This is a genomic window from Paenibacillus sp. P4_A9, from assembly GCF_056402415.1.
Window position 1 is genome coordinate 27697 of record NZ_JBFUHL010000001.1, and the last position, 26112, is coordinate 53808.

The window sequence follows — 26112 nt, forward strand, 5'->3', positions numbered from 1 at the left end:
ATCACCCTAGAAACACCTTGCCACTCAGCTGTAACGATGAAAAACACGCTTACAGCAGCTGGATCACCGCAGAAGCACCTTCCACATTCACACAAAAACCCCCTTCGGCACACTGTTAAGTGTATTCGTAGGGGGTTTGCGGTTTGCGGTTTGCGGTTTGCGGTTTGCGGTTTGCGGTTTGCGGTTTGCGGTTTCCTTGGGAGTTCCCATTCTACCGCTTCAATATCAAACTCGAATAAGCAGGCACAACCAGCTTATTCCCTTCCATCTTCCAACCCTTACTCGTAAACCGTTTCACCTTGGTGAAACCGGTATTCATTTGCTCCTCACTGAGGTCCAGCACCTGCTCCTGCCCCGAGAGATTATGAACAACAAGGAGCGCCTCCTTGGCTTCCCCTCTGACATAAGCTGCAATGTGCTCATTACTCGCCTTAAACTCGGTGATCTTCCCGCCTTGTAGCGCAGGCTCGTCATTTCGCCATTGAATCAGCTTCTTATACTGGTTCAGCAGCGAGTTCGCATCCTTGAGCTGATCAGCTACATTAGGTGCTCCTTCTTTATTGTAACGCGGAGCTTCCCATGTCGTTTGACCTGCACCGCCGGCAGCGGTCCAATGCATGGGCTCACGTAAGTACTCGTCTGGCTTCATGCCAATCATACCAATTTCCTCACCATAATAGAGGAATGGGTTTCCTGGCATGGTGAGCAGCAGGGCTGCCGCCATTTTCGCATGGTCCACATTGCCTTGCAGAGCACTCATGACCCGTGTCTGATCATGATTGGACAGGAATGGCGCATCTATGAATTTCCCACCGGAGCTTTTCTCATATAAACCATATGCCCGTTCAAGGGTAAACGCAATGTTCCCTGCGGTCTCCGTATTGGCCGAGCTAATCAGCGTTTTAGCCAAATCAAAGTTAAAGCCTGCATCGAGGGCATTGTTCAAATAAGGTGCAATGACGGCAATACTATCCCAAATCTCCCCGACCAGATAGGCATTCTCATTCACTTCCCGCAGACCCGCTCGGAATTCTTTCCACCAAGCTACATTTTTCAAGGCAGTCTGTGGATCTTTCTTGGAGTCTGTGAAATCTTCATAGACATGCTTCGCAGCGTCTAAACGGAAGCCATCAGCACCTTGCCCCAGCCAGAATTGGCCGACCTTGATCATTTCCTTGCGAACAGCCGCATTGTCAAAGTTCAAATCCGGCATGCCTTCCCAGAAAATGCCGAGGTAGTGGCTGCCATTTTTAACATGCCAAGCTTTATCGCCAGCAGCACTTTGACCTGCAGCAGGTCTGCCCTGATCCTCCGCCCACGTATACCAGCTACGGAAAGGACTGTTCTTATCCTTTGCCGCTTCGATAAACCAGGGATTCTCAGAGCTGGTATGGTTAACGACCAAATCCATAATAACCTTTATGCCGCGCTTATGCGCCTCTTTGGTTAATGCCTGAAAATCTGCTAAAGAACCAAACTCAGGATTAACCTGATAATAATCCTTCACATCATAGCCGTGATAGCTAGGTGAAGTCATGATCGGCGTTAGCCAAATCCCTTTGATCCCCAGATCCTTTAAATAGTCCAGCTTGGACGTAACCCCATTCAGGTCACCGACGCCATCGCCATTCGAATCTTGAAAAGAGCGAACAAAAATCTCGTAAAATACGCCGTGGTTGCCCCCACTGCTTTCGTTCGCAGTCTCTTTGGAGCATCCTGCCACCAGCAGCGTACAAGCCAGCACTAGCACGCCAAAGCGAATCAGCATCAGCTTAGTGAAACTCTTCATCCTTTAGATGCTCCTGCCGTTAAGCCGTCAACGAGGAAACGCTGTAGGAATACGAATAGAATCGTAATCGGCAAGGCAATTAAGACTGACCCTGTCGCAAATAAGGCAAAGTTACTGCTCTGTTCTTTATCAACCAAGTCGAACAAGCCCACAGCGACGGACCAATGATCTTTGGAGCGCAGTACCACTTTTGCCAAAATAAAATCGACCCAAGCAGATGTAAAGGACATTAATGCGACATACGTTAGCATCGGTCTAGATAGCGGCAGCATGATTCTTATGAAAATTTGCAAATTCGATGCACCGTCGATGCGTGCTGATTCTTCCAAGCTCCGCGGAATCGTATCGAAGAAGCCCTTCACCACAAAAGCTTGTAACAAGCCAGCGGCGGAATAAATCGCGACAAGCGCATAAATGTTATCAAACAATTTGAGCTGTAGCAGTAAGACATAAAAAGCAGTTAAGCTCATGAACGTTGGGAACATGCTCAAAATGAGTACACCCGTCATGATCGTTTTTCTACTTTTGAAGCGGAATCTGGATAAGGAATAGCCACTGATCGTCGTTAGGATCGTCGAGAAGATCATCGTTAACGTAGCAATTTTCAGCGTATTCCAATACCAGGTTGTAAATTTAAAACGCGTAGATGTTAATAGCTCGTGATAGTGGTCAAGGGTTAAGCTTTTCGGAATTAATGTTGGGCTATACAGCGCGGCACCTGGACGGAGTGAGGCTAAGACGACCCAAAGCGCCGGATAGATGCAACAAATCGCGATAATAACCAACACGATATAGCTTAAAAGCAGTCCGAAGGTGAATTTGGATTTTTTGCGAGTTGTACTCATTGGATCATATCCTCCTCTTTGAATGAGCGCGTTTTACGATAGCTCCAGATGGAAAGCGAAGCAATCATAAAGAAGATGATAATCCCGACAGCTGCCGCGATATTGTACTTCTGTTGATCCAACGTTAGCTTATACAACCAAGTCACTAGCAAATCAGTACTACCGCCATATTGGAATTTACCGTTAACCGGATCTCCTTTGGTCAGTAGGAAAATAACATTGAAGTTATTGATGTTACCCGCAAATTGAATAATGAGTAATGGCGCTGTTGTAAATAAAATGAACGGCATCGTGATGAGACGGAACTTCAGGAATGCCGATGCCCCATCCACCTCTGCAGCTTCATACAGATCTTTAGGAATCGCTGTTAAAACGCCCATAATTAGAATCATGGAAACCGGAATACCAACCCACATGTTGACAATAATAACGGTAAGCTTCGCCATAGTGGGATCTGTCAGCCAAGGAAGCTTGCCAAGGCCGAAATAACCTAAGTATTGGTTGATCGGGCCGAACTGGCCATTGAACATATTTTTCATAACTAATAAGGAAACCAATTGTGGAATCGCATATGGGATGATGAAAATCGTTCTCCACATGCCCTTTAGGCGAATGCCTTTTTGATTCACGAGTAAAGCTACCAACACCCCACCCATATAGGTTGTAACGGTTGCAACAATCGCCCAAATAATGGTCCATCCTAAGATGTGGAAAAAGGAATAGCTCCATGTTTTGAACATAATCAGATCATGAAATGTTCGGAAGCCGACCCATTTCAGCACCTTCGCAGGCGGCAGATTATCAGGACCTGAATAATTCGTAAAGGCAATGAGTATCGTAAAAATTATCGGCAAAATCGTAACAAACAAAACGCCAATGATCGGAATGGAAAGGAAAATCTCCGGAAAACGCTTATCCAGTACATATCGGATAGACTGTGCGATGTTCGCTGGCTGCTTTCCTTCTTCCCGCTTCTTTCCCGTCAGGTAAGCGTCTTTAATGTTCATCACATACACGACAGCGAAGAGGAACAGGAGCAGCAGCGTAATCAGCCCACCCAGCATGAGGAAGATGGAATGATCCCCTTTTACTGTTTTGGCAATACCATCAATAGTTTCGAAATGTGTAGKGGTTTTGCCGAGTGTAAACAGCCCCCAAATCGCGTGACTCAGGTTTTTGATAAAATAATTGAGTCCTACAACTTCGATCAGAAGTAGAAGGAGTCCTTTCATATACTGGCGATTATATAATTGCCCAAGGCCAAGACTAATCACAGATAAAGCGGCCGCCATGCGACGATGAGTACCCATTTCCTACAGTCAGCTCCTTCCCTATCCTAGAATGGAATCACCCGCCGATTCCTCGACGGGTGTCCGCAACCTATACAAGTGGTTTTATAAACTCTTATTTTGTTGCCGCGTTCGTATCTTTAATTTGCTTAACCGCATTGTCTAGTGTTGCTTTAGGATCTTTACCATCGTTCCAAATGTCGCCAAGTGCTGCACCCATCGGTGTCCAGATGTTGCCCATTTCCGGAATGGAAGGCATCGCTTGGGATGTTTTCAATTGTTGTAGGAAGCCGTTAGCCAGCTCATCGTTTTTCACGCTAGCATCTTCAGCTGCTGCTTTATTAGAAGGAAGTTGACCGGAAATTTTGAAGTTTTCCAATTGAGCCGCTTGGGAAGTTGCAAAATGAGCGAATAGTTTAGCTGCATTCGGGTATTTCGTATAAGCGTTAACACCTAGAATTTTGATACCTGCAAAGGATACTGCTGGTTTCCCATTAATTGTAGGGATCGGAACTACACCAATGTTGATTTTTGCATTTTTGTAATCAAGGATTGTCCATGGTCCGTTAAGATCCATTGCAAGCGTACCGCTTGTGAATAAACCTTTTTTGATGTCATAAGTCACATCGCCGGATTTAACAGGCAGTACATCCTTTTTCAAAGATGCAAAGAACTTCGCTCCAGCAACGGCACCCTCATTGTTAAGTCCGATATCCGTTTTATCTGTGCCATTTTTACCGAATACGTATCCACCAGGACCTGCTAGGAACGCATAGTCAAAATAGAAGTTTCCGATATCAAACATGAATGCGAATTTGTTTTTGCCTGGATCATTGTACGTTTTAGCAAATGCTACTACGTCATCGAATGATTTTGGAGGTGTCTTCACCAAGTCTTTGTTATAAATCAATGCATATGTCTCTACGGATTTCGGATAACCGAACAGTGTATTATTGAAGGTCGCGCCTTGAACAGCAGCTTCCGCGTTTTCTTTTTTCGTTTGATCCGCGAACACATCATTCGGCAAATACAAGCCTGCAGATACCATTTTACCTAAGTTATCGTGTGGAATTACGGTTACGTCAGCCGCTACACCTGCAGGACCGTCTGCAGTTAATTTAGCTGGTTGATCCGGCGGGTTCACTTCTTCAAATTTAACTGATACTTTATATTTCGCTTCGAATTGCTTCGCAACGGATTCAATGAATGCTTTTTGATCTGGTGCATCCCATACAACTAGTTTGGCACCCGCTTCTGGTTTAAGACCCAAATCTGTATCTGTTGTTGCCGCTGCTGTTGCTGCTGCCGTTGCCTTTGGCGCTTCTGTAGCTGCAGCTGCCGAAGGCTTCGCTGTTTCCTCAGGTGTGGAAGAACATGCCGTAACAGATAGTGCAACAACGGATACTGCTGCGATCATGGATAGTGATTTTTTCATTTTTGTAAAACCCCTCTCATATTAGGTAAATAGTGATTCTTGCGTAGTATTGCGGGTGATTCAACGGCAAGTAAGCGACTCCAAAAAGTTGTGCAATCGTTTGCTCAAATTCCCAAAAAAAAGGCTTACAACTTCTATTTTCTCGAATATCAGTGCTCGATCAGTGTGATTCACTTATTGCAAGCGCTTTATTCACGAGTAATCATACAACAAACCTTCTAGTTTGTGAAAATGTTTGCACAGATTGAATTCGGTGAGTTTTTCCTATTTATAGCTTAATATCTTCTATTTACTCACGTTATCATAGTATTTCAAAAAGTTATTCCAATTACAAAATTAAACATTTTGCACAATGTTTTATGCAAATTGCACAGATGCTAGGCTAACCTAACAAAGCCGACCTCCTTCTGAGACATCTACAAGCTTAATAATCTTAGTGATTTACTTTTGCTGTAGAAATAGCTAACATAGACAATAAAGCATCACGACTCGTGAGCACAATCGTTTGCACTGGAGGTTCGGACCATGTCCGTTACAATTATCGACGTCGCCAAAAAAGCAGGGGTTTCCCCCTCCACCGTATCTCGTGTTATATCCGGCAATTCGCGAATTAGCACTGCAACGATCCGCAAAGTGAAAGAAATTATGGATGAAATGGGTTATCACCCTAATGTGATGGCGAAAAGTCTTGTATCCAAAACAACCCAAACAATCGGGATTCTACTTCCGCGTTCCGCAGAAGAACTTTTCTTAAACTTATTCTTCTCCGAAATCATTCGCGGCGTCGTGACACAATCTACGCGCAGCGGGTATGACCTAATGATGACCACAGGCACATCAGAGCGTGAAGAGGTAGAAGCGATTACTAGACTTGTCAAAGGACGCCGAGTTGATGGTATCATTCTGCTCTATTCTCGTAAATCCGACCCCGTGATCTCCTTCTTACAAGAGATGAAATTTCCGTTCGTCCTTGTGGGTAGAAGCGAGGATTTCCCAGAGGTTTTATCAGTCGATAATAATAACGTACTGGCTGCCTATGATGCGACACGGCATTTGATCGCTCAAGGACATAAACGAATTGGCTTCGTGAGCGGTCCGCCAAACCTCATTGTTTCACGAGATCGTATGGATGGATATGTACAAGCCATGCGCGAAGCGAAGCTGGAAATCCAATCTGAGTGGATTGTAGAAGGTGAATTCCTGCAAGAAAGCGGCTATCGCGCCATGTCGTTTTTTATGAATCTGCCTGAGCGTCCCACTGCACTTGTCGTCATTGATGATATCATTGCCTTCGGCGTTCTTCGCGGTGTAACTGAGCTTGGGTACAAAGTGCCGACTGACCTTAGCTTGGTTGGTTTCAACAATATTCCCATGTCAGAGCTATCTTCTCCACCGATCAGCTCTATCGATATCGGTATCTATCAACTCGGATATACAGCATCACAAACCTTGATTAAAGCTGTGAAGGGAGAACCGATTCATAACAATCACATCATCATTCCGCATCGATTGATGACAAGAGAATCGTCTCTTCATTCCATTCATAGTTAAGAAATTTGTTGGTCAACGGTCCAATCTACGCGCAAAAAGCAAGAAAGCAAGAAAGCAAGAGAGCTCGTCCGCTCTCTTGCTTTCTTATTCTTTCATTTTTGTACAAACATTAAGGAATATGAACTACAGCAATTTTATCAATTGGGAAATAGAATACAGTACCAGCAGCATTAGCGATAACAACATTACCATTTTGGATACCTAGAAATCTACCTTGATGATTTGGTGTAGTACCAGCATGAATCGTAATAACAGTACCAAGTCCAACATGAGCTAAAGTAGCAAATACGGAGCAACTCATTGTGTTTTCCTCCCTTCAATCTTTATATGATATAGTATTCTAGCTTTACACTTTTGATATAGACGAATGAAGAATTGGATAAGTATATTTTAAAAGACTACTATTGGAACACAAAAAAACCTTTCTATCTCTCAACTTCCATTGAGATAGAAAGGTTTTCCATATCTCCGCTTATGCGGAGGATACTTCTTCGGAATCGCTAGCAGAGTCCGTGCCTTCTAGTAAGAATTGCACGAGCTTCACATGCTTTTTCAACGATTTCTCGTGAATGAGGTTAATTTTTCCATTATCCAACGAGCCAAATACATAGATTAATTCTTCATTATCATGTGACCAATCAAAGCCATCTAGCAGCTGCAGGGACTGCGTCCACTCTTCGTTATATTCGCCATTTGGGAATAAGAAACGGTTGGCATAGAGGGCAATACTTTCCTGAATCACACGGTTCGCGGACGTGTATTGCGCCAAGCCCGGCTGTTCTGGCATCATCGGTAGAATCGTATTGAAAAATTGATGCAAGATTTCAACATATGTCGATGGATCATGACGAATTTTACGCTGCAGCTCATAAGAAGGCTGCATTCTACCCGAGAACAGCATCGTCGCTGTCGCATACAACCAGCTGAAGCATGTAAAGTTACGGTTAAAGGAGGTCAAATTACTTCGTCTCTCCACACCCGCTGCCTTCAGATACACATTGTGATCCACAACCTGTTGAATAACCAGATTAAGGGGATCGATGGAATCGAAGGAATGTCCGAGTTCCTTACTAACTAGCTGCACTTTGGAGTTGATGTCGCCGAATAGCTGCTGCTCTTCTTCCTCCGTTAAACCGATATAAATTTGCACAGCCAGCTGTGTTTCCATGAGGTCTAAGCGTCTACCCTCAAGTTGATTAATTGTGCCTTCTGTTTCCTCAACCTCTTGCTTAATCTCTGCATCGTCACTAAACTTCCGTTGCTTAATTTTCAGCAGAGCCAGCTTCTTCTCATAGCGTCGTACTTCCTTCTGCATCTGATCATTCACATAACCAAGTGCTAGAATACGATGTTGGCCATCAAGTATGGATAGCTTCGAGCCATGCCGCAAGAGGAACTCCTTCGCACCCTTGGAGAGTTGGTTCACTTCGCGAAGTGATAGTGTTACAGGACCGAAGAAAACATGGTCCAACTCGCGTTCTTGCAAATAAGTCGAGATCTTCCGGCGCTGCATATTACTCAGCTTCCGTTGAACCATCGGATCGATCATCGTATAGTTCAGCAGGTCCTGAACGCGCAAGGCAACAGTCGAGAGACCGAACCTTTCGCAGAAAGGATGGATGGTCATTTTCAGGCGTAATCCTTCCATTAGCTCACGTCCTCCTTATTCGCAAAACTAGCTTTATAGGTTTCTGCGTCACTGATTAGGAACGCATTTTGCTCTTGATAGAAGCTCTTGATATGATTGTAGGCCTTCATGATACGTGTACGTCTTGGCAAACGATCCTTTTCTTCCCCAGCGTAAATACTATTCCAATTCACATGCGGTAATATTTTCAATGCATGCTCAAGCGCATAGCGATTAAAGCTGCCTGTTTTCGTCGCTTCTTCATGCATGAACAGAGCTAATGCAATTTGGATATTCTCGGACCACACGATTTCACCCTTTGTCGGTGACGGCAAGTGCGTCAATAATCCGTTAAAATAGCCGCCTGCTAGCGAAATAAGCTCCTGTAAATCTTTATCCGCATATTGATAGTTGTTATTTCGAGCAGCTGATTTCATTCGACCTTCAAACAATCCCACAAGAATCTCAATTAACAAGTGGTAGGAGAACAAATACTCTGGCGATTTCCCGCGCTCTGAGAACATATCGACAGTTAGCTTCTGCATAGCAGGTGCTTTCGCCGCTAGCTCAGTTGCAGCCACATGATAGAACCGGCGCTGATCGCGAAGTACAGCCAAGTTACCTCCAAGTTTACGAGGAAGCTTGTTAATGTCTGAGAACAATTGACGTTCTTGACGCGCATTGATATCCAAATACGTCATCGTTGAGATCGGGAAGGCATATAAACGGCGCAGCTTTTCCGTAATCTCTTCCATTTTGTCGTATTCACGACGATCTTTCGCGCGTGCCATTTGGCTTTGCAGCGTTTCCATTATCCGTTGGAATGCCGCCAAGCGATGCTGACCGTCGACAACGTACAATTTTTCAATCGGCTGTAATCGAAGGGCTTGGTGCTCCTCATCGTAATACCCAGCACCTCTCGCTGAGAAAATAATGCCTGGGAAATAGATGGGCTGGCGATCTTCTAAATATAAATTCACATAGTCAATTAACTTGGAGAGGTTCCGCGGAATGATCGCACGTTGTACTTCTAGATCCACCTCAAAAATAGAAAATAGTTTGCTAATAGGTAATGTAGCAGCTATTGTCGCTTGACCGAACGTCTGTCCTAAAATTCCGGGAATTTCAACGAACGATGACGGCTTCTGATCTGCTAACAGCTCCGATAGTGAAGAAATGGCATCCATATGCTTACCCCTTTCAACGTATAAAATTTCTTTTCCTTACACCTAAATATGTCTCTCATTCTCCTATTTTTACCAAAATCTCTGACTTTCATTCTAAGGACCGCAGCCAATCTCCTATACGCCTTGCTGCCTCAAGTAATCGAGTCTCTTCTTGCACTAAAGCAATACGGACAAATCCTTCTCCCTCAGCGCCAAATGCATCGCCAGGAATAACGACAACACCTGTCTGAAATAACATTTCCCGGGAAATTTGTCGAGACGTCCAACCCTTAGGAATGGGAGCCCAAATAAACATCGTTGCTTTCGGTGGAGGAATGACCCAACCCGCATCATTTAATGCCGAAATAAAACCATTTCGTCTCTTCTCATACACACTTGAGACAGTGTGATCGTTTTCCATGTCTTCTTCTAATGCTGCAATACCTGCTGCTTGAATGGCCCCGAATACCCCATAATCGATGTTCGATTTGAGTGTCTTGAGCGCCTTGACCGCATCTGCATGACCGGTTAGAAATGCGATGCGACAGCCAGCCATATTGAAGCTTTTGGATAGAGAATGGAATTCTACGGCAACCTCCTTAGCACCTTCAATCTCCAAAATACTCATGGGCTTATAGCCGTCAAAAGCCATTTCGGAATAGGCAAGATCATGTACAACTAACAAATCCTGCTTCTTGGCATAGGAAATCAAATGCTCAAAGAAAGCACGATCTGCAACAGCAGACAACGGATTGCTTGGATAGTTAAGCAGGATGAATTTTGCCTTCGCAGCCACGTCATCTGGAATGTCCTCTAATTGGGGTAAGAAATCATTTGCTGCACGCAGCGGTAGTAAATAGGGTTCAACACCCGCAAGTACGAGACTTGCCGAATATATGGGGTAACCTGGATCAGGGACAATTGCGATATCCCCCGGATCACAGAGTGAAAGCGCTAAGTGAGCAAGCCCATCTTGCGAGCCCATCAGGGTTAAGATTTCAGTTTCAGCATCGAGCTCCACCCCGAAACGATAGTTATACCATTTAGAAACAGCTTCTCGAAAGGCTAAGCTACCTTCAGATGATGGGTAACCGTAATGTGCAGGGTTGCGCACGGCCTCAGCCATTGCTTCCAAAATTCGATCAGAGGGAGGCAGGTCAGGACTTCCTATACCTAAATCTATGACGTCCACCCCTTGGTTCATAACCTCTCTCTTCCATTCTGCCACTTCCGAAAAAATAGCCGAGCCTAGCTGTTGCAGCCGCTTAGATCCTTTAAATGTCATAGATAGCTTCCTCATTATGTAAGTGTGATTGTCATGAAATAATGCCGACCTGATGAACGAGTTTAATCATATACAGTAAAAATAAGATTAATACCAAATACGAGATACCGAACTTCCAGCGTGTCTTGACTGGCACTTCATAATAATTCTCTTGTAGCCCTAATGGAGAGTACTCCACTTGAACCTGGAGACCTAGGTGCAAGCCATCCTCTTTATTCATACGTTCCACTTTTACCAATTGGACTCTCTTGACGACCGCCTGTACAGGCAAATATGCATGCCCCTCAAATCCAATACCTTGCCAGTACATATTCAAGGTTTGTCGACCGGTACCTGGTCCTTGCAGCTCTGAATAAGTGATATAGTCCAAGTCACGTGTGTGATTCTCACCTGGGATCATATAGCCTTGCTGCAACAAATGATTGGCTGGAAATTCGAATCGTGTAGCAACTGTTACGCGCTCTTCCTTATGTCGATACCGCACATATTTCTTGTACAGATCCCAAGCAAACATCGCCCAGATGATAAAGAAAATAACCTTACTCGAAAAATAACTATCGATGTACACAATGAATACGAGCCCGCCAATTAAACCAAGCAGCCATAACCAACGTGTTACCGCCGTCGAGATTCGTCCGCCATCCAGGGGATGAATTGGCAATAAATTAATCAGATTCAGATAAAACGCAGCGTAAGCAACAGATACGATTACAGCTGAATCCAAATAAACACCTACTCCAAAAGCGGCAACTCCACCGAGGGTGCCTAGAATAGGACCTCCAATACCGATAAAAGCTTCCGTCACCGCATCGGTTGGATGCTTTTTCATCGTGATCAACGCACCAAGAAATGGGATAAAGACTGGCGCCGAAACCGGTAAACCTTTCATCTTCGCTGCAAGCACGTGACCTAGCTCATGAATGAGAATCATGACAACGATACCAATTGCGAACGGTAATGGAGCCAAATAAGCATACGCCCAGATCGTGATGAACATCGAGATGACGGCCCCGCCGACCTTACCAAATTTTAAAGCGGCAAGTAGCAATTTGCCTTGCGAAAGGAGGATGGCGATAAATCCGCCAATGGCTAATGGTGACTTTTTGCGTGCTGGTTTCTGGTTGTCTCCCATGTACACATCACCCTTTCGCCCAAATAACCTCAAATACGTCTTCTTTGAAGCCGACAGTCACTTTCTGGCCATCTGTTACAATAGGCCTCTTGATTAAGCGCCCATTGGAGGCTAGCAAATCAAGCATTTGTTCTTGCGACATGCCAGGCAGCTTGTCTTTCAAATTCATCTCTTTGTACACGTCACCAGATGTATTGAAAAACTTCTTAATCTCAAAACCGCTTAACTTGAGCAATTCCGCAAGTTCCATCGCTGTAGGCGGCGTTTCAAATAAAGGGACCCGATCTGTAATGTCAATTTCGTGTGCTTTCAGCCACTTTACTGTACTCCTGCACGTCCCACATTTATCGTAACCATACACTTTAACTCCCATGTTGTCATAACTCCTTTATGCCGTATGATGCTCAAATAGAACTACTTAAAATTTTGGGCTAATTGCCAAGGAAAGTCAAGTAATTGCAAAGAAAAACCACCCAAAATTGGCATGGTTTTTGAATATTTACCCTTTTTCGTCTAACCATTGCTCAAGTTCGGATAAATCGGCAGGCAAAGGCGCGTTAAACTCTATCCAAACCCTTGTTCCAGGATGCACAAAACCTAGTTTAAAGGCATGTAGCGCTTGACGATTTAACCGTCCGCTAGCTTCAAGTTCAACCGCATACTCCCCGTACTGAGGGAGTGTGTACATCTTATCACCTAACAGCGGGTGTCCTAAGTGTCGCATATGTACACGGATTTGATGCGTACGCCCCGTTTCCAGCCAAATCCGGACGAGGGTTGCCTTCTCGAATTGCTTCACAACCTCATAATGCGTTACTGCATGGTAGCCGTCAGGCCTCACGATGCGCACATGCGGCTCGTCAGGATCACGATCAATGGGCTCATTGATCGTCCCTTTAGGTGAGGCTACCGTGCCCCAGACGTATGCAAGGTACTCTTTCTTCACGAGATGCTGAATCATTTGCTCAGAAATTTGCTGATGAACATAAGGTGTCTTGGCAATGGCCAGGACGCCGGAGGTTTCTTGATCCAGTCGATGCACGGGACGGAAACGGCATGTAATCCCCGCTTGCTGCCAATGATACACGACCCCATTCGCAATCGTATTCACATAATGACCATGCGTCGGATGCACAATGATGCCCGCATCCTTAGCGAGGATGAGCAGATGCTCATCCTCGTGAAGAATGTGCAGCGGAAGATCCTGAGGCAAAATATCCTCGGACTGTTCTTCCTCCATCCGAATCTCCACACGGTCGCCAGCCTTCACTTTGATATTGATGTACTGCCTTTCCCCGTTTACCGTAATCCCACGCTCGGTTAGTTTGATGCGGGATAACAATTTACGTGAGACCATCAATCTTTTTTGCAGCACCGTTTTGAGAATAAAACCCTCTTCCTCTGGCGGGACAACGTACACTAACGGTTCATAGTAGCTCATGATTTACGTTTAAACACCTCAGCACTGCGTATATATTCCACATCAGCAATCCCCTCACGGAAGTTCGCTGTGCGGGCAATCGTGAAGAAAAAGTCAGACAGTCGGTTCAAATATCTGCGCACCTCGGGATTAATCTCCTGCGTGCGAGCCAGGGTAACGACAAGACGCTCGGCTCTGCGGCAAACCGTACGACAAACATGCAAAGTAGATGAGACGGTCCCGCCTCCAGGCAAAATAAAACGTGTGATATCAGGCGTCTCTGCATCATATTTATCGATCCAAGCTTCTAACGCATCCACCATGTCTGCCGTTACTTTATAGGGACGCAAATCCTGCTTCAGCAGCGCGAGATCCGCTCCGCAATCAAACAGTTCATGCTGAACCTGCAGTAAATCAGGCAGTAAATCCGGGTATTTCTGTGGATCCATGAAGCTCATCGCTTGACCAAGGAAGCTATTCAGCTCATCCGTCGTCCCATAGGCTTCGACTCGATCGTCATCTTTGTCCACACGACCACCGATCACACTGGTTTGGCCAGCATCTCCCGTACGCGTATATATTTTCATCTCAGAACCCCTCCCGTTTTGTAGGATGTGTTAGTCCCATCATCTCACAGATTCGCTCCATATCCAAGTGAGCTCTTACATGCTCTGCTAATTGATCAAACGCTGCTTCTCGACGTTCCTTATAACGAAGCCCTTGTACGATAGGCGTTAAGCTTTTATGTGTACGAATCTGATTTAACCATGCTCTACGGAAATCATCATTGTGTAAAATGCCATGGATGTAGGTTCCCCACACACGCCCATCTAGAGAAGCTGCTCCGTCATGATGAAGAGGAGTTGCGGTTTGAATGGAGGCAACTGTGTTTGTTTCAGCGATTTGGAATGGAGCAACGATATCTTGCAGGTATCGCGTTCGCCCCATGTGGATTTCATAGCCGTCGATACTATAATTCTCTGCGAAAAGCGTGCTGACACCTTGTACCCGTACCGTTCGTTTATCAGGTGTGAACACAGTCTCTGTTGGCAGCAGCCCTAAGCCTGCGAGCTCAGTGTGCTCCGATTCGTACCTCTCGGGATCCGAAAGTGTGACACCCAGCATCTGATAGCCTGCACAAATGCCGACAATCCAACCTTCTTCCTCTTGAGCAAAAGAAATAAGTCTCGCAGCCAAGCCCGATTCTTTCAGATAGTGTAAGTCTTCCATCGTATTCTTACTTCCTGGAAGTAAGACCACGTCCGGCTCTCCCCATTCAGCGAGATGCTCAATGTAACGGAAATGCACATCAGATTCCTCTTGGAGTGGATCAAAATCCGTGAAGTTAGAAAGACGAGGCAAACGAATGACAGCGACGTCCAATTGATCTGATTTTATTCCAATACTATTCGGAGACCTTCTGCTTTGTGTCCGTTTGGAATCCAGAGAAGCCGAATCTTCATCCTCAATACCCAGCTGCTGCAAATAGGGAATAACGCCGAGAACCGGCTTCCCTGTGCGCTCTTCCAACCAATCTAAGCCTGGCTTCAGCAAGCTGACATCCCCGCGAAATTTATTAATGATAAAGCCTTGCACACGGTCTCTTTCCTCTGGGCTCAAGATTTCAAGCGTCCCCACAATCGAAGCAAAAACTCCGCCTCGATCAATATCAGCAACCAGCAGAACGGGTGAATCCGCCCAACCAGCCAGCCTCATATTGACGATGTCGCGATCCTTGAGATTGACCTCAGCCGGACTACCTGCCCCTTCCAGAACAACAATGTCATATTGGCTGCGCAGACGTTCCAGGGCACTTTTAACGATCTCTTCGGCTATTGGCAAATAGGATTCTCTGTATGCCCTTGCGTCTAAATCTGCATATGGCTTACCGTGAACAACGACTTGTGCGACCATGTCTTGCTTAGGCTTAAGCAGAATAGGGTTCATGTCCGTTGTAGCAATAATTCGGCAAGCATCTGCTTGCACGCCTTGCGCTCTGCCGATCTCTTTACCGTCGAAAGTGATGTAGGAGTTAAGCGACATATTTTGCGATTTAAAAGGCGCTGTCTGCCAGCCGTCCTGCGTGAAAATACGGCATAGGGCTGCCGTAAGAATACTTTTGCCTACATCAGAAGCAGTCCCTTGAATCATCAGAACGGCTGACTTCGATTCATGCATGATCTACACCACCATTCCTAGATAAGTCGCTCATCATGTTGTGCAGGGCGTGTAGTAAGCGTTCATTATCCGCACGAAGTCGAATGGCTACGCGACAGTACCGTTCATTTAAGCCTGCAAATAACGATGCATCTCGAATGAGAATACCTTGCTGCCCCATATGCTGCTGCGCCTGCTTAACGCTAATCCCACTCGACTCAGGGAATGAAAACAATAAGAAATTCACATCGCTCGGAACGACTTCCAGCCCCAGTTGGCCTAGTTGCTCCGTTAACCAAGGCTTTTCCGCGCGCAACCACTCCCTGGTGGACTGTTCAAAGGGCTCATCATCAAGAACGGCTTCTCCTATGCGCTGAGCGAGATAATTCACGCTCCATTGCACTTGTTGCTCACGCAGTTGCTTAATGAGATCTGGATGTGCCACCACAAAGCCTAAACGTATCCCTGGAATAGAATAAAATTTGGTCATCGAGCGAATCACGATCAGATCGTGACTTGAGGCTGCAAGCTTGAGCAGTGAATGCTCCGACTCCTGAGGAACAAAATCCATAAAAGCCTCGTCAAGCACAAGCTTACGCCGACTCTGGAGTAGACTGGTTAGCACCTCGCGAGGAAGTATTTTACCAGTGGGATTGTTGGGATGGCCGAGGAAAAACAAATCAACAGCGGATAACGCTGCTTCGATGTCATGCCATTGCAGCTCAAATTGATACTGAGGGTGTAACGGGATGTTGGTTAGCCCACCACCTGTTTTGTGAACGGCTTCCTCATATTCGCTAAAAGAAGGCCTAGCAAGGCCAGTCGACCTTGGCTTCAACACACGGATAATCAAATCAATCAGCTCTGCGGCACCATTTCCGACCAGAATGCTTTCGGGATCAATCTCGTATTTGCGGGACAGCTTTCTCCGAAGCTCTCGAACAGCAGGATCAGGATATTTGACGATATCACGCCAGCTCTCTGTCAGAATTTGTTTGACCACTTCGGGAGGTCCGAGTGGATTCATATTAGAGCTGTAATCCAGAAACTGCTCCTTCGGCCGATTAAAAGCTTCCTCTGCCGTCCACAAATCGCCCCCGTGTCCGTAACGCTCTAACATCATGCTCATTCCTTTCACTGTAAAAATTACAAAGCGTTCGTTCCGACGATGACTACGGCAAGTAAAAGCACGCTCTCTAGCAGCTCGTTTAACGCGCCGTAGGTATCTCCTGTAAGGCCGCCTAGTTTGCTGCTGATGTAAGCTGCAATCCCGCTTCCAACTAGCGTTGTTATGGCAGCAAAGCATAGAACGACGCTCCAGCTGGGTAAAGAAATAGGGTTAATCATATATATACATAACGTAGTAGTCAGCAGAGCTACTAATAAGGATACCGTGACATGCTTGCCGCTAACACCACGGAATAGGCTCCCCAGCCCTGAATTCGGCCGTGCATAAGGCCACATTTTAATGGCAGCAACCATGAACCAACGGCTCCAGATGGGTACGATGGCCAGCAGAATAAGTAGACTCGCTCGTTCCCCTAGTTGATTAGCATCCAGCATGGTATATAGCAAGGAAAATTTTAGTAATAAATGAAGCACACACACAATAACGCCCATTGCGCCTACGCGACTATCCTTCATAATCTCGAGCATTTGCTCGCGAGGCCTGTGGCTTAGAATGCCGTCTGCTGTGTCCATCAGGCCATCCAGATGTAGGCCGCCTGTGAGAACGACCCAAATCACTAGTAAAATAATTGCTGCTGGCATGGTTGGCAGCACGTGGGTGAGCCCTCCTCCTGCCAACATGAGAAGCAGTCCGATCACGAAACCGACAAGCGGATAAAAGACGGAGCTGCGTTGAAACACGCGCTCGGTATAGTCAATCTGCACGGGAATCGGCAGACGCGTCAGGAATTGAAAGGCGGCTAGACAGGCACGCAGCCAGTCTACCAAAGCACGAGTATGACGCACAGGAGTCCTCCCATCACTATATAACTGACGCCGTAGAGCATGCTCACGGCGTGCACAATATCCTGCTGCGTCCGCGGACGCAGCGGCCAGCCCAGGCGGGCGCGCTCACTCGCAGCGCCGCCATAGACGTTCAGCCCGCCGAGCTCGATCCCGAGTGCCCCGGCTACCGCAGACTCGGGTATCCCGCTGTTCGGGCTGGGGTGTAGATGCGCGAAGCGGCGAATCGCCGCCGCTGCGCGTTGAGCTGAGAGGCCCGGCTTCGCCAGGGCCACGAGGATCAGCAGGATCCCGGTGAGCCGAGCCGGGATCCAGTTCATGGCGTCGTCCCAGCGGGCCGACGCGGTGCCGAAATGACGGTATCTGTCATTTCGGTAGCCGACCATCGAATCCAGTGTATTCGATGCACGGTATAACATCGCGAGCGGCGCACCGCCGATGAGCGCATAGAACAAGGGCGCGATGACCGCGTCCACGATGTTCTCCGCGACCGTCTCCACGACGGCTCGCGTCAGCTCCTCCTCGTGGAGCGCATCCGTATCCCGGCCTACGATGTAGCCGGTGTACTTGCGAGCATCCGCGAGGTTGCCTTCGCGCAGCGGATTGTAGACCAGATACGCGGCATCCTTTAAGCCTTTGATCGCTACCGTCGTGGAGATGAGCCAGGTTGAAACCGCGTATCCAAGCCATGGGTGTATCTCGTTGGCGAAATATACCAGCGCAAGAACTACTAAGAAGCTCATAGCAACTGTCGAAAAAGCAAGCAGAACGCCTTTCATACGCAGCCATCTCGGGTGGTTACCTGCTAGGGGACGCGTTGTATCTTTTCTCGGATGCAGTCTGTCCTCCACCCAGCGGATCCAACGGCCAATAATAATAACAGGATGAGTGGGCCATCTGGGATCACCAATCATCCAGTCTATTGCGATTGCAGCAGCCGTCATCCAGACGATTTCCTGCCATGTATATATCCACATCAAGGGATCACCATTCCATATTTGCATCTCACAACTACTTTGGTAAAAAACTGCAATTCTACATCATTTCACTCGTAATACGTGTATTAAAAGGGATATTCCTGCGATAATGCAGTTTTTTAGCTTATACCGCCAGTTTTCGGACTATTTCCTGTTAAATTCCTGCACTTTTGCAGGAATGGTGCTCAGATTAAGGATATTACCTTAAAATCCTGCACTTTTGCAGTTTGCGGCTTTTTGACCCGAACAAACAAATCATATCTACTAACCCATCTGGACCAGCATTGTTTACGTGAAGACGGGATTGACTACCTATTTCGGCATACCTGAACAGTACTAATCCAACACATAGGCTCTACTCTTTAGTTCCGTAGGAACTCCAACCGTCACTAGAAACACCTGCTGACAAACTTCTGCCAATCGCTGATTCATCCGTCCAGCCAAGTCTCTAAATTGACGACCCAACGGGTATTCCGGCACAATGCCGTCGCCCACTTCGTTCGTAACCATGATGAGTTGTCCACTGTAGGAGGACACGACGTCCACAAGCTCGTCAATTTTCTTCGTAACGAGTTGAATGGCCTCGCTCTCCTTCTCGTAGTAGAGCAACCAATTCGTCAGCCAAAGTGTTAAGCAGTCTACTAACACTACAGCACCCTCACCGCTCTCGCCGAGCTGCTCGAGACAATCTCGCAGCGCGTACGGCTCCTCTCGGGTTTCCCAGGGGAATCCCGAGTGAAGCCTTTGCTGCTGGTGCAGCCCGACCCGCTCCCTCATTTCCTCATCGTAGATGTGGGAGGTCGCGATGTAAAGCCCTCGCTGGCAGCGATGCATCGCCAGCTTCTCCGCGAAGGAGCTTTTGCCGCTGCGCGCGCCGCCTGTAACCAGAACCGCCATGGCGTCCCGCCTCCTTCTCTCTGCTTCTATCCGTTTGCTGTTAACTTAAGTTAGCAGCTTAATACGCACTCGCATTATAGCTTCAGACTCGCCGCCACCATACATTAACCCCGCGACACACCTGCGCTTTCGAATGTCGCCATTTCCTTCATGATCTTGCCTGCGGCATCGATCAAGTTGAACACAAGCACAGCGCCCGTGCCTTCGCCTAGGCGCATATCCATCTGCAGCATCGCTGCGAGGCCAACCGACTCGAGCAGCTTCGTATGTCCCTGCTCTTGCGATAAGTGCGAGGCGAGCATGTAGGACGCGCTTAGCGGAGCTAAGCGGCTCGCCACGAGCGCCGCTGTCGACGAAATGAAGCCGTCGACTACAACCGGGCAGCGATGCTTCGCTGCGCCCAGAATCACCCCAACGAGTCCAGCGATCTCTAGTCCGCCGACCTTGCTCAACACCTCAAGCGCATAATCACCGCTTGAGCCCGCACTTTCTTCTGCACTTGCACTTGCACTTTCACTCCGCCCACGCAACCCATTCACGTCCAACGCCCTATTCACCACTGACTGCTTATGCAGCCATGTAGCATCGTCGATGCCCGTTCCACGACCAACAGCAAGGCCAGCGTCTAACCCCGTCAACGCACACAAAATCGCTGCACTCGCGGTTGTATTGCCGATCCCCATTTCGCCTGTGGCGAAAAGTCGGTAGCCTTTTGCCACCAAATCGTCCACGATCTCGCTGCCTGCTTGTATCGCCTGAACCGTCTCCTCCAAGGAGAGAGCCGCTTCCTTCGCCATATTGCGTGTACCCATTCTTACTTTGCGAGAGACGAGATTCGGATGCTCCAAATCCGCATTGACCCCCATATCTACACACACCACATCAGCTCCGGCATGTCTAGCTAGTACATTAACAGCTGCCCCGCCATATAGGAAATTGAGCACCATTTGGGGTGTTACTGCTGCTGGGAAGGCACTGATGCCTTCCTCACAAACACCATGATCGCCTGCCATGACAATAACCGCTTTTTTCTCAAAAGTCGGCATGACTTCGCCTGTAATCCCTGCGACTTGGCGTGCGATATCCTCCAGCTTCCCTAAGCTTCCTTGCGGCTTCGTCAATTGGTTCAAATGATCATTAGCCTGAAGTGCCACCTCATGATGGATGGGCTCGATCGCGTTAATCAAGTTATGTAGTGTGTTCATTATCGTCATCCTCCGACCTTTCTTTATTTCCCAGGTTGTAACAAAATTTGCGGTACCTCACTCACAGGGTGCTTCAGGATAATCGGCTCTGTTCCATACACTTCTGCTATTTGTTCACTCGTAATGATTTCTTCAGGCGTTCCGATCGCGATGACCCGTCCCTCATGTACGATCATCAATCGTGTACAGTACTGCGCAGCCAAATTCAAGTCATGCAGCACAGCTATAACCGTAAGCTCCGACTCTTGCTGCCAGGAACGAATATAATCCATCATCTGTATTTGATAGCCGATGTCTAGAAAGGTGGTTGGTTCATCCAGCATAAGCAAGCTTGGTTGCTGTGCCATCACTTTGGCCAGCGCAACACGTTGACGCTCACCACCACTTAAACGCTCAATCGTTCGATCTACGAGTGCCTCTAGCTCAAGCTTAGTAATAATCGCATCTATGAGTCCATCCGCTTCCGTCCTATCGTCACCAAGCCAATTCTGGAACGGATAGCGTCCCATCTCGACAACTTCACGAACCGTGAAGCCAACGGGTGGCAAAGCATCTTGCTGAAGAACAGCAAGCCATTTGGCCAACTCTTTTCGAGAATAAGCAGATACCTTCTTCCCCTTTAAAAACACATTGCCATTCATGACAGGATCCATGCCGGAGAGGAGACGAAGCAAGGTTGATTTACCGCTGCCATTGGGTCCAATGATCCCAAAAAACTCGCCTCGTTCAACCCCAAAGCTAACATTATCCAACACTTGCTGCTCTCGAAAGCTCTGAAAAAGCTGCTCCACTTTAATCATCGTGATCAACCTCTTAACGTTTTCTTATCTTTATGGAGCAGATAGGCAAAAAATGGCGCCCCCAGAAACGCCGTTATAACCCCGAGAGGAATTTCCGTAGGACTAAGCAGCGTTCGAGCCAGGGTGTCTGCCCATAACACATAAATCCCACCGCCAATCGCGGATAAAGGAATGATTAATCGATAATCCGGACCCACTAGCAGTCGCACCAAGTGCGGCACGATCAGTCCTACGAAGCCGATAACTCCAGCCACGGATACAGCAGCAGCCGTTATCAATGTCGAAGCGATCAGTACGATCAACTTCGTGCGCTCCACATGAACGCCGAGATGGGCAGCTTGTCGCTCACCCAATGTAAGCAGGTTTAACGATCTCGCATAACTTAACAGAATCACAAGCCCGATCACGAGATAGGGTGCAATCATATACGTATATGACCATCCCCGCATCGCAAGACTGCCCATGAGCCAAAAAATAATTTCATTAATCGTTTGGTCTGAAATCGCAACCAAGAAGGACACGAACGCGCCTAGAAAGGCTTGCATCACAACGCCGGATAAAATCAACGTCTCCATCTTCAGCTTCCCTTCAATCATCGCCAGCTTTAAGACCAAGAACAGGGAAATAAGACCTGTCGCGAAAGCCACAATCGGGATCGACCATTGCCCGAACCAGGCGAATTGCAATCCGAAATAAATAAGAAAAGCAGCCCCGACAGAAGCTCCTGAAGATACGCCAAGCGAATAAGGATCAGCCAGTGGATTGCGCAGTACACCTTGAAATCCAGCGCCAGCAATAGAGAGTACAGCCCCAACTAGAATACCCAGCAGCACACGGGGAATTCTCACTTTATTAATAATTTGTTCAGAAGATTGCGGCCATTTCACCTCAATATGACTTCCAATCCAAGGAAGATGTTTCCCCAGAATCCCCACTATATGTGATATAGGAAGCTGAGCGGCGCCGATGGATAAACTCACCACAATAGAAAGAAGAAGGAGTATAACTCCTACTCCTCCCCCTAGCATTAATTTTCTTTTCATTATTTCACCAATTCAGGATAGATGCCTTTCGCTATTTCCAGTAGTCCTTCTGTCAATCTCGGACCTGGTCGGCTTACCAAGTTTTGATCGAGCCCAACCACACGTTTATTTTTCACGGCGTCTATGGCATCCCACCCACCGCGCGTACGAATAATTTCTTCCAACGGCTTCTTGCTCTTGAAGTCCGTAATCCCATTAGCGAATAAGATAACATTCGGATTCTGCTGAATGATCTTCTCCTCACTGATTTCATACCAGCCTGCTTTATCGGCAGCTACGTTAATTCCACCGGAGAGCGTGATCAATTCATCCATGAACACTCCGCTTCCCACAGTCCAGCCAGGTGCAAACTCGATGTACACTTTTTTCTTGTTCTCTGGCTTCACATCTTTCACGACATCGACAACCTTCTGACGATCCGCTTTCATTTTAGCAACAACTTTTTCCGCTTGCTCCTGATGATCCGTAATAAGTCCGAATGTTTGAATATTGTTAATAGCATCATCTAGCGTCTTAGGCTCTACTTTAAAAACATTAATGTTCATTGCACGAAGCTTTTCAACCGATTCTGGATTCATAGAAACACCTGTAACAACTAGATTCGCATTAGAAGCAATGACGGCCTCCGTGTTTGGTTTCGTGATGCTGCCCAGCTTTGGCTTCGATTTAACCGCTTCTGGATAATCATCAAAATCAGATACTCCCACGATATTCGCTTCTAGTCCAATCGCGAACAGCGCTTCTGTCTCTGATGGGGAAACCGAAGCAATTCGTTCTGGTGCTTTGTCGAACGTAAATTCTTTGCCAGTCGCATCCTTCACTATCAAAGGATATGTCGTTTTCTTCGCAATGGCAGGAACTGATGACGATGACGATGCCTTTGTTGTTGGAGCCTTCGTCCCATCACCGCCAAGCTTTGATGGATCCGTGATTTCAGTTTCCTTTTTAGCACACCCCGCTAGTGAGATCGCTGTTGCTACCGCTAATGTAAGAATAAGACCTTTTTTAAACCTACCATGTGTCATCGATGGAACCCTCTTCCTTTTTCATTAATTACTGATCCCATCCAACAAAAAAGTCTCCCTGTTCACTAGGAACGAGGGAGACGATAAATCGCGGTATTGAGCATCGAACTAATGCGTTCGCTGCTTCCTGATTTAACGCGATCCTTTTCCTCGAAGGATGTTGTATCGGCACCATAGGCAGGTAACCTGACTCTCCAACCATTCACATGGTTGAATTACAGTGGCGGGACCGTGCCGGATTTGAACCGGCTTCCCCTAAACTAATAACCTTCCATTTGGAAACTTATCAGAACCTATGGTTGCAAATTATAAGATCAAGCTATTTGTCGATTATAGACGTTCTCTTACTTTTGTGCAATGATTTTAAGAACTTTCAAAGCCTCGTCCATTTTCGGAGCATTCTGAGGAATGAACGCGTATAAACCTTTTCCCTCATAACCTTGCTCTTTCATCCATTTGTTTCCTGTGAGCGGAATACCATATAAATGCTTCTCCGCGGCTTTGCCTTCCTCTTTGATTTCGATAACCCCTTCAGGGTAATCCGCTGGATTAATCGTGTCATCTAGTGAAACGAATCCCGCTTGGTTACTCAAGCCTTTGAACTGTTCTTCTCCCAAGATGAAGATCCCGTTACCACCAGCAGCTAGCTCAACAATCATTTTTTCCATTGAAAAAATAGGGGAAGTATTCAGCTTCACAGTAGGTAATTCCCCTACCTTAGCTTTTAAGGAAACTTCCATCTTCTCCGCCGCTTCACTTGGAAAACCGTTAGGTCCCATAATAAATAGCGATACATCTGCTTTCGGCCCACCACAAGCGGTAAGTGTCAGCATCATTCCTAGCATTACAACGATTAGCCATTTCGCCTTCATGTATGTAATTCCCTCCGTCGTGTACTCTCTCTTATCGATAGTCGCCAGAAAAGTCGGTTTTCACCGACTTTTCTTTCCAGATGTCATGTATTCATTTATTTTGTGATCCAGCATCGTACTTAATTCAACAACTGCATCAGATGTCATTTCTCGACCTTCCATGACCATCTGTTCCATTTTTCGTCTCAACGTGTGAATCTCTTCTTCCAGTAAAGCTAGGGAATTTTGCTTCTTGGCATTTCTGGTCAGCCAATGCTGTCCGAACTCTTGCTCGCGAATTTGAAATTGCTTCTGAAAGTTAGTAAGCTGATATTCCATAAAAGCCATGCTCATCCCTCCTTACACTAAGAATACCAGTTTTCGTTCCCTATGAATATATGAATTTATTACAAAAATTTCTTGTAAAAGTTATAACTTTCTTAAAAATTTACCGATTCTCTCTAATGCTTCATTAAGCTGGGAGACACTATACGCATATGAACACCGCAGGAAGCCTTCTCCACCCAATCCAAATACATCACCAGGTACAGCAGCAACCTTACATTCGTAAAGGAGTCGTTGAGCAAATTCCTCAGAGGTTAATCCTGTAGCAACAATACTTGGGAATGCATAGAATGCGCCCTGTGGTTCATGGCATTCAAGTCCTACTTCTCGGAAGCCTTTGACAACCAATCGTCTCCGTTGATTATAGGATTCAATCATACGATCTTTCTCTTCAAGTCCATTCGTCAACGCTTCATGCGCTGCTACTTGACCCATGACAGGTGCACACATGACCGTATATTGGTGAATCTTGGTCATAGCTGAGATCAACTCACGGTGACCGCATGCATACCCCATCCGCCAGCCTGTCATTGCAAAAGCCTTGGAGAACCCGCTAACAAGAATCGTCCGATCCTGCATCCCTGGAACCGCGGCGAAACTCACATGCTTCTGACCGTATGTCAACTCTGCATAAATTTCATCGGAAATGACAATCAGATCATGTTCTTCGACAACTTTGGCAATCGGCAGCCAGTCCTCATAAGTCATAATGCCGCCAGTTGGATTGCTTGGGTAGCACAGAATTAAAATTTTGGAACGTGGCGTAATCGCATCACGAAGCGCCTTTTCCGTAAGCTTAAACTGATCCTTCGCGAATGTTTCGATACCGACTGGCACACCGCCGCTAATGGCCGTGATTGGCGAATAGGAAATATAACAAGGCTCTGGAATTAGAATTTCATCCCCGGGTGTAATCAGTGAGCGCAATGCTAGATCGATCGCTTCACTGCCGCCAACGGTTACGAGCACCTCATTCGACGGTTCATATTTAACTTTAAATGATGTATACAAATAGTTCGCAATCGCTTCGCGGAGTTCAGGAATACCGGAGTTTGGCGTATATTTCGTTCTACCGCGCTCCAAGGAATGAACAGCAGCCTCACGAACGTGCCAAGGTGTGGAGAAATCCGGTTCACCGACACCCAGTGAGATGATATCCTCTTTACTATTGCTTACGAGATCAAAAAACTTCCGAATGCCGGACGGCTTCATGTCACGTACAGCAGGAGCGAGGTAGTCCTGCATGGATTTTTTACTGGATTGAATCGTGGTCTCATCCTTGATCATGGCGCTACCTCTTCC

The 26112-nt window shown here is 46.7% G+C and carries 25 protein-coding genes and 1 riboswitch; of the genes, 1 reads left to right on the forward strand and 24 read right to left on the reverse strand.

Going from position 1 to position 26112, the window contains the following annotated elements; genetic code table 11:
• Positions 1-211: 211 nt before the first annotated feature.
• The 4 genes from AC1DVJ_RS00100 to AC1DVJ_RS00115 form a co-directional block, all read right to left on the reverse strand.
• A complete protein-coding gene (locus AC1DVJ_RS00100) occupies positions 212-1789 on the reverse strand; it encodes an alpha-amylase family glycosyl hydrolase (RefSeq protein WP_477587510.1) in 1578 nt (525 codons plus the stop codon).
• Positions 1786-2634 (reverse strand): sugar ABC transporter permease, encoded by an 849-nt coding sequence (locus tag AC1DVJ_RS00105; protein WP_477587511.1) that lies wholly within the window; start codon positions 2632-2634, stop codon positions 1786-1788. The genes AC1DVJ_RS00100 and AC1DVJ_RS00105 overlap by 4 nt, the downstream gene beginning before the upstream one ends.
• Positions 2631-3944, reverse strand: coding sequence for a carbohydrate ABC transporter permease (locus AC1DVJ_RS00110; protein WP_477587512.1), 1314 nt, complete (start codon positions 3942-3944; stop codon positions 2631-2633). Before AC1DVJ_RS00110 ends, AC1DVJ_RS00105 begins: the two co-directional genes overlap by 4 nt.
• 94 nt (positions 3945-4038) lie before the next feature.
• Positions 4039-5358, reverse strand: coding sequence for a sugar ABC transporter substrate-binding protein (locus AC1DVJ_RS00115; RefSeq protein ID WP_477587513.1), 1320 nt, complete (start codon positions 5356-5358; stop codon positions 4039-4041).
• A 525-nt stretch (positions 5359-5883) separates the two neighbouring features.
• Between AC1DVJ_RS00115 and AC1DVJ_RS00120 the strand changes: the two genes are divergently transcribed.
• Entirely contained in the window at positions 5884-6909 is a 1026-nt protein-coding gene (locus AC1DVJ_RS00120) for a LacI family DNA-binding transcriptional regulator (RefSeq protein ID WP_477587514.1), read from the forward strand.
• Positions 6910-7018: 109 nt separating this feature from the next.
• On the opposite strand, the gene AC1DVJ_RS00125 is transcribed toward AC1DVJ_RS00120, so the two are convergent.
• The 20 genes from AC1DVJ_RS00125 to AC1DVJ_RS00220 form a co-directional block, all read right to left on the reverse strand.
• Positions 7019-7210: a hypothetical protein gene (locus AC1DVJ_RS00125; RefSeq protein ID WP_477587515.1), complete on the reverse strand. Its 192-nt coding sequence runs from the start codon at positions 7208-7210 to the stop codon at positions 7019-7021.
• A gap of 171 nt (positions 7211-7381) precedes the next feature.
• Entirely contained in the window at positions 7382-8557 is a 1176-nt protein-coding gene (locus tag AC1DVJ_RS00130; RefSeq protein WP_477587516.1) for a DNA sulfur modification protein DndB, read from the reverse strand.
• Complete coding sequence (locus AC1DVJ_RS00135) at positions 8557-9723, reverse strand: DNA sulfur modification protein DndB (protein WP_477587517.1); 1167 nt, start codon at positions 9721-9723, stop codon at positions 8557-8559. Before AC1DVJ_RS00135 ends, AC1DVJ_RS00130 begins: the two co-directional genes overlap by 1 nt.
• Before the next feature lie 88 nt (positions 9724-9811).
• Positions 9812-10987, reverse strand: coding sequence for an aminotransferase class I/II-fold pyridoxal phosphate-dependent enzyme (locus AC1DVJ_RS00140; RefSeq protein WP_477587518.1), 1176 nt, complete (start codon positions 10985-10987; stop codon positions 9812-9814).
• A 31-nt stretch (positions 10988-11018) separates the two neighbouring features.
• Positions 11019-12119 carry a site-2 protease family protein gene (locus AC1DVJ_RS00145; protein ID WP_477587519.1) on the reverse strand — a complete coding sequence of 367 codons (1101 nt, stop codon included), beginning with the start codon at positions 12117-12119 and terminating at the stop codon, positions 11019-11021.
• A gap of 7 nt (positions 12120-12126) precedes the next feature.
• Complete coding sequence (locus AC1DVJ_RS00150; protein WP_477587520.1) at positions 12127-12492, reverse strand: arsenate reductase family protein; 366 nt, start codon at positions 12490-12492, stop codon at positions 12127-12129.
• 126 nt (positions 12493-12618) lie between these two features.
• Positions 12619-13560 carry an RluA family pseudouridine synthase gene (locus AC1DVJ_RS00155; protein WP_477587521.1) on the reverse strand — a complete coding sequence of 314 codons (942 nt, stop codon included), beginning with the start codon at positions 13558-13560 and terminating at the stop codon, positions 12619-12621.
• Positions 13557-14126 (reverse strand): cob(I)yrinic acid a,c-diamide adenosyltransferase, encoded by a 570-nt coding sequence (locus tag AC1DVJ_RS00160; protein ID WP_477587522.1) that lies wholly within the window; start codon positions 14124-14126, stop codon positions 13557-13559. The genes AC1DVJ_RS00155 and AC1DVJ_RS00160 overlap by 4 nt, the downstream gene beginning before the upstream one ends.
• 1 nt (position 14127) lies before the next feature.
• Entirely contained in the window at positions 14128-15717 is a 1590-nt protein-coding gene (locus tag AC1DVJ_RS00165) for a cobyric acid synthase (protein WP_477587523.1), read from the reverse strand.
• Positions 15710-16825 (reverse strand): threonine-phosphate decarboxylase CobD, encoded by a 1116-nt coding sequence (cobD, locus tag AC1DVJ_RS00170; RefSeq protein WP_477587524.1) that lies wholly within the window; start codon positions 16823-16825, stop codon positions 15710-15712. Before cobD ends, AC1DVJ_RS00165 begins: the two co-directional genes overlap by 8 nt.
• Positions 16826-16842: 17 nt before the next feature.
• The gene (gene cobS / locus AC1DVJ_RS00175) at positions 16843-17670 is read right to left on the reverse strand and encodes an adenosylcobinamide-GDP ribazoletransferase (RefSeq protein WP_477587525.1); all 828 of its coding nucleotides are present in this window, start codon (positions 17668-17670) and stop codon (positions 16843-16845) included.
• Complete coding sequence (gene cbiB / locus AC1DVJ_RS00180) at positions 17646-18644, reverse strand: adenosylcobinamide-phosphate synthase CbiB (RefSeq protein WP_477587526.1); 999 nt, start codon at positions 18642-18644, stop codon at positions 17646-17648. The genes cobS and cbiB overlap by 25 nt, the downstream gene beginning before the upstream one ends.
• A 336-nt stretch (positions 18645-18980) precedes the next feature.
• Positions 18981-19541: a bifunctional adenosylcobinamide kinase/adenosylcobinamide-phosphate guanylyltransferase gene (cobU, locus tag AC1DVJ_RS00185; RefSeq protein WP_477587527.1), complete on the reverse strand. Its 561-nt coding sequence runs from the start codon at positions 19539-19541 to the stop codon at positions 18981-18983.
• 104 nt (positions 19542-19645) lie between these two features.
• Positions 19646-20746: a nicotinate-nucleotide--dimethylbenzimidazole phosphoribosyltransferase gene (cobT, locus tag AC1DVJ_RS00190; RefSeq protein WP_477587528.1), complete on the reverse strand. Its 1101-nt coding sequence runs from the start codon at positions 20744-20746 to the stop codon at positions 19646-19648.
• A 23-nt stretch (positions 20747-20769) separates the two neighbouring features.
• Positions 20770-21546 (reverse strand): heme ABC transporter ATP-binding protein, encoded by a 777-nt coding sequence (locus tag AC1DVJ_RS00195; protein ID WP_477587529.1) that lies wholly within the window; start codon positions 21544-21546, stop codon positions 20770-20772.
• A gap of 5 nt (positions 21547-21551) precedes the next feature.
• The gene (locus tag AC1DVJ_RS00200) at positions 21552-22589 is read right to left on the reverse strand and encodes a FecCD family ABC transporter permease (protein ID WP_477587530.1); all 1038 of its coding nucleotides are present in this window, start codon (positions 22587-22589) and stop codon (positions 21552-21554) included.
• Entirely contained in the window at positions 22589-23614 is a 1026-nt protein-coding gene (locus tag AC1DVJ_RS00205) for an ABC transporter substrate-binding protein (protein ID WP_477587531.1), read from the reverse strand. Before AC1DVJ_RS00205 ends, AC1DVJ_RS00200 begins: the two co-directional genes overlap by 1 nt.
• A 159-nt stretch (positions 23615-23773) precedes the next feature.
• Positions 23774-23926: riboswitch (cobalamin riboswitch) on the reverse strand.
• 32 nt (positions 23927-23958) lie between these two features.
• Complete coding sequence (locus tag AC1DVJ_RS00210; RefSeq protein WP_477587532.1) at positions 23959-24486, reverse strand: hypothetical protein; 528 nt, start codon at positions 24484-24486, stop codon at positions 23959-23961.
• Between the two features lie 60 nt (positions 24487-24546).
• Complete coding sequence (locus AC1DVJ_RS00215) at positions 24547-24813, reverse strand: aspartyl-phosphate phosphatase Spo0E family protein (RefSeq protein ID WP_477587533.1); 267 nt, start codon at positions 24811-24813, stop codon at positions 24547-24549.
• Between the two features lie 81 nt (positions 24814-24894).
• The gene (locus AC1DVJ_RS00220) at positions 24895-26097 is read right to left on the reverse strand and encodes an aminotransferase class I/II-fold pyridoxal phosphate-dependent enzyme (protein WP_477587534.1); all 1203 of its coding nucleotides are present in this window, start codon (positions 26095-26097) and stop codon (positions 24895-24897) included.
• Between the last annotated feature and the right edge of the window lie 15 nt (positions 26098-26112).

Coding starts and splice junctions, on each gene's coding strand:
- AC1DVJ_RS00100 (WP_477587510.1), bottom strand. CDS start 1,789: ATGAAGAGTTTCACTAAGCTGATGCTGATTCGCTTTGGCGTGCTAGTG.
- AC1DVJ_RS00105 (WP_477587511.1), bottom strand. CDS start 2,634: ATGAGTACAACTCGCAAAAAATCCAAATTCACCTTCGGACTGCTTTTA.
- AC1DVJ_RS00115 (WP_477587513.1), bottom strand. CDS start 5,358: ATGAAAAAATCACTATCCATGATCGCAGCAGTATCCGTTGTTGCACTA.
- AC1DVJ_RS00120 (WP_477587514.1), top strand. CDS start 5,884: ATGTCCGTTACAATTATCGACGTCGCCAAAAAAGCAGGGGTTTCCCCC.
- AC1DVJ_RS00125 (WP_477587515.1), bottom strand. CDS start 7,210: ATGAGTTGCTCCGTATTTGCTACTTTAGCTCATGTTGGACTTGGTACT.
- AC1DVJ_RS00130 (WP_477587516.1), bottom strand. CDS start 8,557: ATGGAAGGATTACGCCTGAAAATGACCATCCATCCTTTCTGCGAAAGG.
- AC1DVJ_RS00135 (WP_477587517.1), bottom strand. CDS start 9,723: ATGGATGCCATTTCTTCACTATCGGAGCTGTTAGCAGATCAGAAGCCG.
- AC1DVJ_RS00140 (WP_477587518.1), bottom strand. CDS start 10,987: ATGACATTTAAAGGATCTAAGCGGCTGCAACAGCTAGGCTCGGCTATT.
- AC1DVJ_RS00145 (WP_477587519.1), bottom strand. CDS start 12,119: ATGGGAGACAACCAGAAACCAGCACGCAAAAAGTCACCATTAGCCATT.
- AC1DVJ_RS00150 (WP_477587520.1), bottom strand. CDS start 12,492: ATGGGAGTTAAAGTGTATGGTTACGATAAATGTGGGACGTGCAGGAGT.
- AC1DVJ_RS00155 (WP_477587521.1), bottom strand. CDS start 13,560: ATGAGCTACTATGAACCGTTAGTGTACGTTGTCCCGCCAGAGGAAGAG.
- AC1DVJ_RS00160 (WP_477587522.1), bottom strand. CDS start 14,126: ATGAAAATATATACGCGTACGGGAGATGCTGGCCAAACCAGTGTGATC.
- AC1DVJ_RS00165 (WP_477587523.1), bottom strand. CDS start 15,717: ATGCATGAATCGAAGTCAGCCGTTCTGATGATTCAAGGGACTGCTTCT.
- cobD (WP_477587524.1), bottom strand. CDS start 16,825: ATGAGCATGATGTTAGAGCGTTACGGACACGGGGGCGATTTGTGGACG.
- cbiB (WP_477587526.1), bottom strand. CDS start 18,644: ATGTGGATATATACATGGCAGGAAATCGTCTGGATGACGGCTGCTGCA.
- cobU (WP_477587527.1), bottom strand. CDS start 19,541: ATGGCGGTTCTGGTTACAGGCGGCGCGCGCAGCGGCAAAAGCTCCTTC.
- cobT (WP_477587528.1), bottom strand. CDS start 20,746: ATGAACACACTACATAACTTGATTAACGCGATCGAGCCCATCCATCAT.
- AC1DVJ_RS00195 (WP_477587529.1), bottom strand. CDS start 21,546: ATGATTAAAGTGGAGCAGCTTTTTCAGAGCTTTCGAGAGCAGCAAGTG.
- AC1DVJ_RS00200 (WP_477587530.1), bottom strand. CDS start 22,589: ATGAAAAGAAAATTAATGCTAGGGGGAGGAGTAGGAGTTATACTCCTT.
- AC1DVJ_RS00205 (WP_477587531.1), bottom strand. CDS start 23,614: ATGACACATGGTAGGTTTAAAAAAGGTCTTATTCTTACATTAGCGGTA.
- AC1DVJ_RS00210 (WP_477587532.1), bottom strand. CDS start 24,486: ATGAAGGCGAAATGGCTAATCGTTGTAATGCTAGGAATGATGCTGACA.
- AC1DVJ_RS00215 (WP_477587533.1), bottom strand. CDS start 24,813: ATGGCTTTTATGGAATATCAGCTTACTAACTTTCAGAAGCAATTTCAA.
- AC1DVJ_RS00220 (WP_477587534.1), bottom strand. CDS start 26,097: ATGATCAAGGATGAGACCACGATTCAATCCAGTAAAAAATCCATGCAG.